The organism is Bartonella rhinolophi (assembly GCF_036576165.1).
Classification (GTDB): Bacteria; Pseudomonadota; Alphaproteobacteria; order Rhizobiales; family Rhizobiaceae; genus Bartonella.
On the sequence record NZ_JBAFWY010000005.1, the window covers coordinates 101,843 to 112,500 of the forward strand.

A 10,658-nucleotide genomic window follows, 5' to 3' on the forward strand; every position below is an offset into this window, starting at 1 on the left:
TCTTCACTTATTAATGACCATCATAAAGGGTGTCGAAGTCATGACGCAGTAATAAAAAAGAGGAAATTTTTAAATATACCAATAAAGGAAAATGTCACATGCACATAATATAAGCGCACCGACACCATGGAGTGTTGCCACTTAAAAGACATGGCTTACTTCTAACATACCACATTGCCCCAAAACAAATCTCCAAATACCTCCTTTGAGAATATTGAAAATCCCTTGTGGAAACGCACTTCAACCCTTGTAAATCAATTTTTGTAAATATGCGCTTTGCATAGCAAAAAGCGCTTCACAGACTGTAACGAATTAAACTTTTTTAACAAATTGCGATTTTAAGCCAATTTGACCAATTCCAGAAATCTTGCAGTCAATATTATGATCGCCATCCACTAAGCGAATATTTTTTACCTTAGTACCACTCTTGAGAACAGATGCAGCACCCTTTACTTTAAGGTCTTTGACCACCATAACGCTATCCCCATTTGCCAAGACATGACCATTAGCATCATAAACAATATGAGTAAGAGAAGAATCTTCACTCTCTTGTGACCATTCATGTGCACATTCAGGACACACAAAATGATCACCATCTTCATAGGTATAAAGACCACTACAATGAGGACATTTAGGATATTGGCTCATATATTCCCTCTTTTGCGCAAGAAAAATCATTCATATGCGAGGGTCATAGAGCAAGAAGTGCTCCTTGTCCATTGCTAAAGCAAAATACTTCCAAAGCACAACATTCTTTAAGGAAAGATGTTCCTCACAAAAATATTTACTAAGCACAAGCTGAGCGCAAAAAAAAAGACACGTCCATAAAGAGCAAAATCTGCTGTACAATCATAGCACATCAATATATCTGCATTATTTTCAAGCACTTTGCCAAAAGTTATCAGTTATTTCTTCACCTGCATTGGGTAGCAAGCTGGCAGAGCTTGTGTGAGCTGGCAATGCCTATATGAGATAAAAAAATCATAGAAATTTTTTCTACTCTTTCTCTTATAGAAGATATGCATTATGCATAAAGAGAAATTATCCGCATGAAAAAAAGATTGTACAAAAAAACGGGTTGCATAAACCCGTTTTTTTTTATCATTGTATAATTTTATCTTTGTACGAAAGGGCTTTAAAAATCCATTCCGCCCATTCCGCCCATTCCACCACCAGGCATTGGAGGCACTGGAGCATCTTTCTTTGGAACTTCAGCAACCATTGCTTCTGTTGTAATGAGAAGGCTCGCAATTGACGCAGCATTCTGAAGAGCAGAACGCACAACTTTTACTGGATCAACAATTCCCAGAGCAATCAAATCACCAAATTGACCTGTTGCAGTGTTGTAACCAAATGTGTCTGAATTATTTTCAAGCACTTTTCCAACAATAATTGCTGCTTCTTCACCTGCATTGGTAGCAATTTGACGTGCTGGTGCCTGTAATGCACGGCGCACAATATTGATACCAGCTTCTTGATCAGGATTGCTTCCTTTAACAGTCAACGCATTTGCAGCACGCAATAACGCTGTTCCACCACCAGCAACAATACCTTCTTCCACAGCAGCACGTGTTGCATTCAAGGCATCATCAACACGATCTTTCTTTTCTTTCACTTCAACTTCTGTTGCACCGCCAACACGGATAACAGCAACACCACCAGCAAGTTTTGCAAGTCTTTCTTGCAGTTTTTCACGATCATAGTCAGAAGTTGTTTCTTCGATCTGCACCTTAATCTGATTAACGCGTGCATCGATTTCAGCTTTTTTCCCTGCACCATCAATAATCGTGGTGTTTTCTTTAGAAATATTCACTTTCTTTGCACGACCAAGCATATCCAAAGTGACATTTTCTAATTTAATACCAACATCTTCAGAAATAACCTGACCAGATGTCAAGATTGCAATATCTTCGAGCATTGCTTTACGGCGATCACCAAATCCTGGAGCTTTCACAGCAGCAATTTTCAAACCACCGCGTAGCTTGTTGACAACCAGCGTTGCCAAAGCTTCACCTTCAACATCCTCAGCAATAATGAGAAGTGGTTTGCCAGACTGAACAACAGCTTCAAGCACTGGTAAAAGAGATTGTAAATTAGACAATTTCTTTTCGTGAATAAGGATGTAAGGATCATCGAGATCTGCCACCATTTTGTCAGCATTTGTGACAAAATAAGGGGAAAGATATCCACGGTCGAATTGCATTCCTTCCACAACTTCCAATTCGGTTTCAGCAGTTTTTGCTTCTTCCACGGTAATGACACCTTCATTGCCAACTTTTTCCATGGCATTAGCAATCATTTTACCGATTTCTGCAGCACCATTAGCAGAAATTGTTCCCACTTGTGCGATTTCTTCTGAAGTTTGGATTTTCTTTGCTTTTTTGAAAAGATTTGCCACCACTTCATCAACAGCAGCATCGATCCCACGTTTCAGATCCATTGGGTTCATGCCAGCAGCAACGGCTTTTACCCCTTCTTGTACAATAGCTTGTCCCAAAACAGTTGCAGTTGTTGTTCCATCACCAGCAATGTCATTGGTTTTAGAAGCCACTTCACGCAACATTTGCGCACCCATATTTTCGAACTTATCTTCCAGTTCGATTTCTTTTGCAACAGATACACCATCTTTTGTGATGCGAGGTGCACCAAATGATTTATCAATCACCACATTGCGACCTTTAGGGCCGAGCGTTACCTTAACAGCATTAGCAAGGATATCAACACCACGCACCAAACGCTCACGTGCTTCACGGCCAAATTTGACTTCTTTAGCAGCCATTTAATTTCTCCTTGGAGTTTTTGTCTAAAAATATTACAAGATGAAAAAATTGAGAGGCTCAATTACCCCAAAATTCCCATAATGTCAGATTCTTTCATGATTAAGAGATCTTCACCATTAATCTTTACTTCGGTTCCAGACCATTTTCCAAACAAAATACGATCCCCCGCTTTCACTTCTAAAGGCACACGCTTCCCATTATCATCAAGAGCGCCATTGCCAACAGCAATAACTTCCCCTTCTTGAGGTTTTTCTTTTGCTGTATCGGGGATGATAATCCCGCCAGCAGTCTTGCTTTCAGATTCAACTCGACGGACAACGACACGATCGTGAAGTGGACGGAATTGTATGTTAGCCATATTCTAAATCCTTAAACTTAATTAGAATTGCATTAATCTTAAGTCATTGTTAGCGCTCTCTAGGAATGAGTGCTAACAATGGTAAAAATATAAAATCCCTCCTTCACAATGTCAACAATTCTCATAAAATTTATCTTAAAGAAGCTCCAAAGCCTTGCCTCTATTTTCTATTTTGCGTTATCTATCCTTTTATGAACCTGTGAACATAAAAGGATTTTATCATGGTTGAAACACGTCAGGAAACAGATAGCTTTGGAACGATTTCGGTACGCCAAGATCGTTATTGGGGGGCGCAAACTGAACGTTCTCTCCATAATTTTAATATCGGTATAGAAAAACAGCCTCTCACCGTTATCTATGCCTTAAGCCTTATCAAAAAAGCCGCAGCCCTTGTAAATATGGAAAAAGGCAAACTTCCGCAAAACATAGGGAAAGCGATTGTTACTGCCGCAGACGAAGTCCTTGCAGGCACATTTGACACGCATTTTCCACTTTCTGTCTGGCAAACAGGTTCTGGCACACAAAGCAATATGAACGTAAATGAAGTCATTGCCAACCATGCAAGCATGCTCTTGGGAGGGAAACTTGGCAGCAAAGCACCCGTTCACCCCAATGACCACGTCAATATGAGCCAATCATCAAACGATTCTTTTCCCACAGCGCTCCACATTGCAACTACACTACAAACACGCCAACACTTATTTCCCATCCTTGATGCCCTTATTACCACTTTAGAAAAAAAAGAAGAAGAATTTGCCGACATCATTAAAATTGGGCGCACCCACACGCAAGATGCAACACCCCTAACGTTGGGGCAAGAATTTTCAGGCTACCGAGCTGCACTAAAAGCCAACCGCGAGCGCATTGAAACAGCTCTTGACGATGTCCAGATGCTTGCCCAAGGGGGCACTGCTGTTGGAACGGGGCTTAATGCACCACAGGGGTTTGACGTTGCATTTGCTAAAAACATCAGCACTCTTACAGGAATAACCTTTAAAACTGCTCATAACAAATTTGAAGCACTTGCACATCATGGAGCACTTGCACATTTCCATGGAAGCTTAAATGCACTTGCAGCTGATCTTTTCAAAATTGCCAATGACATTCGATTTTTAGGCTCAGGTCCACGCTCAGGCTTGGGAGAACTCGAGCTCCCAGAAAATGAACCAGGGTCTTCTATTATGCCAGGGAAAGTCAATCCTACCCAATGTGAAGCAATGACTATGGTTGCATGTCAAGTTTTCGGTAATCATACCAGCATCACATTTGCCGCAAGTCAGGGACATTTTGAACTCAATGTTTATAAGCCTGTGATTGGCTATAATGTTTTACAATCGATTACCCTTCTTGGAGATTGCATGCGTTCTTTTGATACGCATTGCGTTCAAGGACTCCGTGCCAATCGCGTCCATATCCACTCTCTCATGGAACGTTCTCTCATGTTAGTCACAGCTCTTGCACCAAAAATTGGTTATGAAAAGGCTGCTGAAATTGCCAAAGCAGCGCATAAAAATGATACCACTTTGCGTGCTGAAGCTATCAAAGCTGGTGTTTCTGGAGAAGATTATGACCAATTGGTTGATCCCAAAAAGATGATCCACCCACAATAAATCACTTAAATACAGATCATCTCTATGATAGAATCATTTGGGTCGGGAACGACCCAAATGGAAGTTGTTGTTTTAGCAATTTAAAGTACCGTCTGCTGCAGTGAAACATTTTCTCATATTCATAAACAACTTCTGCGCCAGAAATTGCTCATGAACAAATTAATTATAAACAAGCAGTTGGAGTTGTAAAAGCAACAAAAATGATATGCACTTCACGTATTAAAGCTTATGCTTTTGCACTTTATGAGAAGATTTTATGGGTTAGAGATCATCGCTGTTACTGAGCGCTATCATGATTGTTTCGTCAGTCGTTAAAGCTAGATTTTTTAGAGATGATTACGAGCAGCCAATTGATTTTTCAAACATGATTCACCACTCACGACTAGGTCACTTAATACAGATTTCTATGTAATAATATTGGGTCGCTTGCAACCTAAGTGGTGATGTATATTTAACAATTGCAGTGCCGCTTGTTGTAAAGGTTGAAACACTTCTTGCGGCTCTTTTGTATGTTTGCGTGAATCGCTTTCATACTGTTCAAAATAAAGCCGCAAGGTAGCGCCCACCGTTCCTGTCCCAGACAAGCGCACCACTAACCGTGCTCCATTATCAAAAAAAATGCGTATTCCTTGTCGTGTGCTAACACTTTGATCAACAGGATCACAATAGACAAAATCATCTGCTTTTTCGACTGTTAATCCAGCAACTTTTGTTCCTGCCTGTGGTAAATGCGTACGCAACTGATCCAAGATTGCATATGCTTTTTGTATCTCCACTTCTTCATAATCATGACGTAAAGTGTAAAAACGTCCATAAGTGCACCAGTGTTGCTGAACAATTTGTGCTACAGACTTTCCCGTCACAGCTAAAAGATTTAACCAAAATAACACAGCCCACAAACCGTCCTTTTCACGGATGTGATGCGATCCTGTTCCAAAGCTTTCTTCACCACAAAAAGTCACCTTTTCATCATCCAAAAGCGACCCAAAAAACTTCCAGCCCGTTGGCGTTTCAAAACAATTCAATCCTTTTTTTTGAGCAACAAGATCCACTGCACGCCCCGTTGGCATAGAGCGAGCAACCCCCCTAACCCCTTGCCGATAACCTCTAATAAGATGTGCATGTGCAACCATAATAGCCAAAGAATCGGAAGGCGTAACAAATTGTTTCCGACCGATAATGAGATTACGATCTCCATCGCCATCTGACGCAGCTCCAAGATCTGGTGCATAATCAGACATCAACACATCATAGAGATCCTTAGCATGAATCAAATTTGGATCTGGATGCCTCCCTCCAAAATCTGGCAAAGGAGTACCATTCACCACCGTCCCCTGACAAAATCCTAAGCATTTTTCAAAAATTTCTCGTGCGTAAGGCCCCGTCACCGCATGCATCGCATCAAATCGCAAAGTTAATCCTTCTGCAACTGCCTCAGCAATGCGATCAAAATCAAAAATTTTTTGCATCAAAGCAACATAATCTTCTACAGGATCAATAATATCGACCTGCATAGTCCCTATAAAGGTCGTACCTTCCACCTCTAAATCAACGTCTGGAGCTTCAACAATTTTATAAGAAGAAAGACGTTTTGATGTCGCAAAAATAACTTCACACAGAGCATCAGGAGCAGGTCCACCATTAGAGATATTGTATTTTATACCACAATCCCCATCTGCACCTGCAGGATTGTGACTTGCCGAAAGAATAATACCACCCTGTGCATGATATTTGCGAATAAGATGTGAAACAGCAGGTGTAGATAAAATGCCTCCTCTTCCAACTTTTACACAAGCGATACCATGAGCGGCTGCCATTTTTAATACAATTTGAATAAGCGTGCGATTAAAATAGCGTCCATCTCCTCCAAGAATGAACAATTTTCCCTCAACATTCCCAATGCTATTAAAAAGAGATTGAATAAAATTTTCAACATAATGGGGCTGTTGAAAAACAGACACTCTTTTGCGCAAACCAGATGTTCCCAGTTTTTGATCATCAAAAGCCGTGGTCAAAACTGTGTTTATTATGATCATGAAAGTGCCTTCATATCCTTTTGTTTGATTTTAAGGTGAACATCCCCCAAAGTCGACCATGATTCTACTTGACGGAAGAATGAAATATTTGCAAACTCATTGCAATAATATACACTTGTTTGAAATGCGTTCTTCAACGCGCTTTTAAACATACCTCTCATAAAAGATATAGGAGCATAATTATGATGAGCAAAAAAGTTCCCAGCGTAACCTTCCACACACGCGTGCGTGATGAATCAATTGGTGGGAATAACCCTTATCGGTGGCAAGATGTGAACAGTGATACTTATTTTAAAGGAAAACGGGTTATTCTCTTTTCTCTTCCAGGAGCTTTTACGCCTACTTGCTCAACCTTTCAGCTCCCTGATTTTGAAAAGCTTTATGATGAGTTTAAAAAAGAGGGCATTGATGAAATTTACTGCCTTTCTGTTAATGATACTTTTGTCATGAATGCTTGGGGAAAAACACAAGACATTAAAAATGTGAAATTAATCCCCGATGGCTCGGGCGAATTCACACGCAAAATGGGAATGTTGGTTGCCAAAGACAATCTTGGTTTTGGAATGCGTTCATGGCGCTATGCTGCTGTTATTAACGATGGAGTTATTGAGCAATGGTTTGAAGAAGAAGGTTTCTCAGACAATTGCACGACAGACCCTTATGAAGTTTCCTCACCGCAAAGTATTTTAAAAGCACTAAAAAGTTAATTCCAAGTCAAAATCACTTAACAAAAAATGACACAAGCTTCTTTTTTCAAAGGAGTTTGTGTTATTTAATTTTCATTTATTTTGAGACAACAGTTTTGATATTTAAAGCATCAAAATTTTATAATTTTTGGGTTGCTAAAATAGTCTGTACTGCTTTGACCAATTGATCTTCATCAACCATGATTTGCGCTGGTCGACTTTCGCGCCATGTTTGATTATCCTTAATTTCATGCGACAGCCGCGCACCTTCGACCAAATCTTTGATTTGTATTTTCCCATCTTTTCGTTCTTGTGACCCTTGGATCACCACACAAGGGGCATGACGCCGATCTGCATATTTCATCTGCGCTTTGATCCCCGCTCCTCCCAAATAAAGCTCAGAACGAATTCCCGCATTGCGCAACTGCATTACCATTTTTTGATATCGCGCAACTGCCTCTGGCTCTTTATCCATCATCAAAACCACAACTGGTCCCGCAGTTTCCTCCACAGGCAACTTGCCAAGGTTTTGCAAAGCCGATATCAAGCGTGATACGCCTATTGAAAAACCTGTTGCTGGAACATTTTCACCACGAAAGCGCGCAACCAACCCATCATAGCGCCCTCCACCACCAACAGATCCAAAAACAACTTTTTTCCCATCATCATTGAGAACATCGAAAAGCAACGCTGCCTCAAAAACAGGTCCTGTATAATAGTCCAGTCCACGTATCACCGATGGATCAATCTTGATGCGATCGTGATAACCATTTTCTGTAAAAATAGCCTGCATTATTTCAAGTTCGCGAACCCCTTCAAGCCCCTGAGCATGATTGCCAACCACTTTTTTAAGGGTATCAATCGCTTCATCTGCTGTTTCAGCTTCAACAGCAGTCAAAGCGAGAATACAATCAATCTCTTTCTCCTTCAGCTCGGCTCCCTTGGTGAAATCACCACTTTCATCTAGACGTCCCTTACCTAAAAGCAAACGCACCCCTTCAGAACCAAATTTATCTAGTTTATCAATCGCCCTGAGAACAGTTAAACGTTTTTCACCCTGTTCACTTTCTCTCAAGCCAATTTGCTCCAAAACAGCATCCAAAATTTTTCGATTATTTAAACGAATAACATAATCATGACGTGCAATCCCTAGTTTTTCTAAACTATCGGCTGCCATCATGCAGATTTCAGCATCAGCGGCTACTGCTGGTGTTCCAACAATATCAGCATCAAACTGCATAAATTGCCGAAACCTCCCTGGTCCAGGTTTTTCATTACGAAAAACAAAACCAAGACGATAACTTCGATAAGGTTTTGGCAAAATTTCAAAATTCTCTGCGAAATAACGTGCAAGCGGCGCGGTAAGATCATAACGCAAAGACATCCATTGCTCATCATCATCTTGTAAAGAAAACACTCCTGCATTTGGACGATCTGCGTCAGGTAAAAACTTCCCAAGAACATCCGTATATTCAAAAATTGGTGTTTCCAGCGCTTCAAAACCGTAAAGCTCATAAACTTCACGAATCTGAGCAATCATTGTTTCAGTTGCATACAACTGTGCGTTCATACGATCAACAAAACCACGTGGTAAACGGGCTTTGATTTTTTCTTGTTTTGATGACATGTTTTTCTCTAGCAACAATATGTATCTACGAATAACTCGTGTCTATCTTATAGAAAAGCACACTGCAATGACTTTCTAGACTTAACGTTACGCAATAAACACCAGCTTTTGCTTTACAAATTTATCCCAGAAGCTTTTTTACAAGACTTTCAGGAGAATAATCCGCATCTCTTTTTGATGTTTTCTACTCACTTTGGAACATAATTATTCAACGAGCATTTTAACTTGTAGAATTATTACAAGGAGACCATCCCATGGAAACCCGCATTCCCAGAGATCCATTATTTGATAGCCCTTATTTAGAAGATACGATTGTAGCAACAGATTATCCCTTTTTTTTCCCGTCTATTTCATGGTCAGCAATATTTGCAGGTTTAGTGACCGCACTTGCGACATCGATCTGCTTATCTTTTTTTGTAGCCGCATTAGGATTAGGACAAATTGACCCTTATTCTTCCTCTCCATTTGGAGGAAGTTTTTTATCTGTTGGCATAGGCTCGCTTATTGTTATGCTTTTCAGCCTTGCAAGTGGTAGTTTTATTGCTGGACGTTTTGCGCAAATATCAGGCGCTTTACATGGATTTTTAACATGGGCGTTGTTAACGCTTCTTATGACGATCCAAGCCACTCTTTTGGTTTCAAGTGTAGCCAGCCTAAGCGCTCAAGCTGCCTTAGAGAACAATTCTGGGGCACCACAATCCACTCTCCCCTTAGGGACCAGTCACCCCCCTGTGTTGACAAAATTAAATATTGAAGAGTTTGAACATTTGTTGCAAGATCCAAACAACAATGGACATTTCTTTGATCAATTACGCAGCGATTTGCGCACTCTTCTGAACAAAAGCGACATTTCTGCACTCAATTCTGACCGCTTGCAGGAATTTTATAAGGCAGCCGTGCACGAGATCAATTCTACGATAACCGCTTACAAGAAAGATCCTACACACTATCACACATACCTAAAAAATCTCAGTGATCGCCTTTCTAATCGCGCACAAACCATGATAGCAAATATCAACCAAAAGGAAGTCATCAACAGTCTTATACACAATGGCATGACACCTTCTGAAGCTCAAACGACAGCCAACCATGCGCTCCATGTTTACCAAACAGCAGAAGAAAAAACCGAGCAAGCAATCAAAGCTCTTGAAGAACAAGCACATAAACTGTTCACACAGCTCGACAATGCCTCAACAAAAGATGCACGAGACACAGCCAACAAAGCTGCAAAGGCAGCCTCTAGCATTGGCTGGTGGGGATTTCTGGGTGGTCTTATTGGTGCCATTATTTCCAGTATTTTCGGATATTATGGTTACAGAAGTCGTAAAGACTCTTTCATGCTTTAAAAACTTTTCCTTCATCAAGCATGCAACCAATAAAAAGCTGCACGGGTTTGTGCAGCTTTTTTATCCCTCCCTTATATGTTTTATTCCTGCTTTATATGTAAGAGAGCAAATATCACTTTAAATTGAATACTAGAGGGCATCACACATCATACCACTCAGTAATGCAGTCATTGCATAAGATTTGAAACCCCACTTGGAAAGCATTTACGTTTTTG

Annotated in this window: 8 protein-coding genes; 3 read left to right on the forward strand and 5 right to left on the reverse strand. The window is 40.4% G+C overall.

Annotated features, from left to right (window positions below; all coding sequences use genetic code 11):
* Positions 1-312: 312 nt before the first annotated feature.
* From V5N67_RS04575 to groES, 3 genes are all read right to left on the reverse strand, one after another.
* Entirely contained in the window at positions 313-648 is a 336-nt protein-coding gene (locus V5N67_RS04575) for a zinc ribbon domain-containing protein YjdM (RefSeq protein ID WP_332060721.1), read from the reverse strand.
* Between the two features lie 487 nt (positions 649-1,135).
* Positions 1,136-2,779, reverse strand: coding sequence for a chaperonin GroEL (gene groL / locus V5N67_RS04580; protein ID WP_332060722.1), 1,644 nt, complete (start codon positions 2,777-2,779; stop codon positions 1,136-1,138).
* Positions 2,780-2,841: 62 nt separating this feature from the next.
* Positions 2,842-3,138 (reverse strand): co-chaperone GroES, encoded by a 297-nt coding sequence (gene groES, locus V5N67_RS04585; protein ID WP_332060723.1) that lies wholly within the window; start codon positions 3,136-3,138, stop codon positions 2,842-2,844.
* 221 nt (positions 3,139-3,359) lie between these two features.
* Here groES and fumC point away from each other — a divergent pair, with 221 nt between their 5' ends.
* Complete coding sequence (fumC, locus tag V5N67_RS04590; RefSeq protein WP_332060724.1) at positions 3,360-4,748, forward strand: class II fumarate hydratase; 1,389 nt, start codon at positions 3,360-3,362, stop codon at positions 4,746-4,748.
* A 404-nt stretch (positions 4,749-5,152) separates the two neighbouring features.
* Here fumC and V5N67_RS04595 read toward each other — a convergent pair whose 3' ends face one another.
* Positions 5,153-6,781, reverse strand: coding sequence for an alpha-D-glucose phosphate-specific phosphoglucomutase (locus tag V5N67_RS04595; protein WP_332060734.1), 1,629 nt, complete (start codon positions 6,779-6,781; stop codon positions 5,153-5,155).
* Positions 6,782-6,966: 185 nt separating this feature from the next.
* Here V5N67_RS04595 and V5N67_RS04600 point away from each other — a divergent pair, with 185 nt between their 5' ends.
* Positions 6,967-7,491 (forward strand): peroxiredoxin, encoded by a 525-nt coding sequence (locus V5N67_RS04600; RefSeq protein ID WP_332060725.1) that lies wholly within the window; start codon positions 6,967-6,969, stop codon positions 7,489-7,491.
* A gap of 118 nt (positions 7,492-7,609) precedes the next feature.
* Here the strand turns inward: V5N67_RS04600 and hisS are convergent, their stop codons facing one another.
* A complete protein-coding gene (hisS, locus tag V5N67_RS04605; protein WP_332060726.1) occupies positions 7,610-9,097 on the reverse strand; it encodes a histidine--tRNA ligase in 1,488 nt (495 codons plus the stop codon).
* A 254-nt stretch (positions 9,098-9,351) separates the two neighbouring features.
* Here hisS and V5N67_RS04610 point away from each other — a divergent pair, with 254 nt between their 5' ends.
* The gene (locus tag V5N67_RS04610; RefSeq protein ID WP_332060727.1) at positions 9,352-10,443 is read left to right on the forward strand and encodes a TIGR04086 family membrane protein; all 1,092 of its coding nucleotides are present in this window, start codon (positions 9,352-9,354) and stop codon (positions 10,441-10,443) included.
* Positions 10,444-10,658: the final 215 nt, after the last annotated feature.

Bases quoted from the DNA above. Each gene is read 5' to 3' on its own strand.
- hisS (WP_332060726.1), bottom strand. From the start codon at position 9,097: ATGTCATCAAAACAAGAAAAAATCAAAGCCCGTTTACCACGTGGTTTT.
- V5N67_RS04610 (WP_332060727.1), top strand. From the start codon at position 9,352: ATGGAAACCCGCATTCCCAGAGATCCATTATTTGATAGCCCTTATTTA.
- V5N67_RS04575 (WP_332060721.1), bottom strand. From the start codon at position 648: ATGAGCCAATATCCTAAATGTCCTCATTGTAGTGGTCTTTATACCTAT.
- fumC (WP_332060724.1), top strand. From the start codon at position 3,360: ATGGTTGAAACACGTCAGGAAACAGATAGCTTTGGAACGATTTCGGTA.
- groL (WP_332060722.1), bottom strand. From the start codon at position 2,779: ATGGCTGCTAAAGAAGTCAAATTTGGCCGTGAAGCACGTGAGCGTTTG.
- groES (WP_332060723.1), bottom strand. From the start codon at position 3,138: ATGGCTAACATACAATTCCGTCCACTTCACGATCGTGTCGTTGTCCGT.
- V5N67_RS04600 (WP_332060725.1), top strand. From the start codon at position 6,967: ATGATGAGCAAAAAAGTTCCCAGCGTAACCTTCCACACACGCGTGCGT.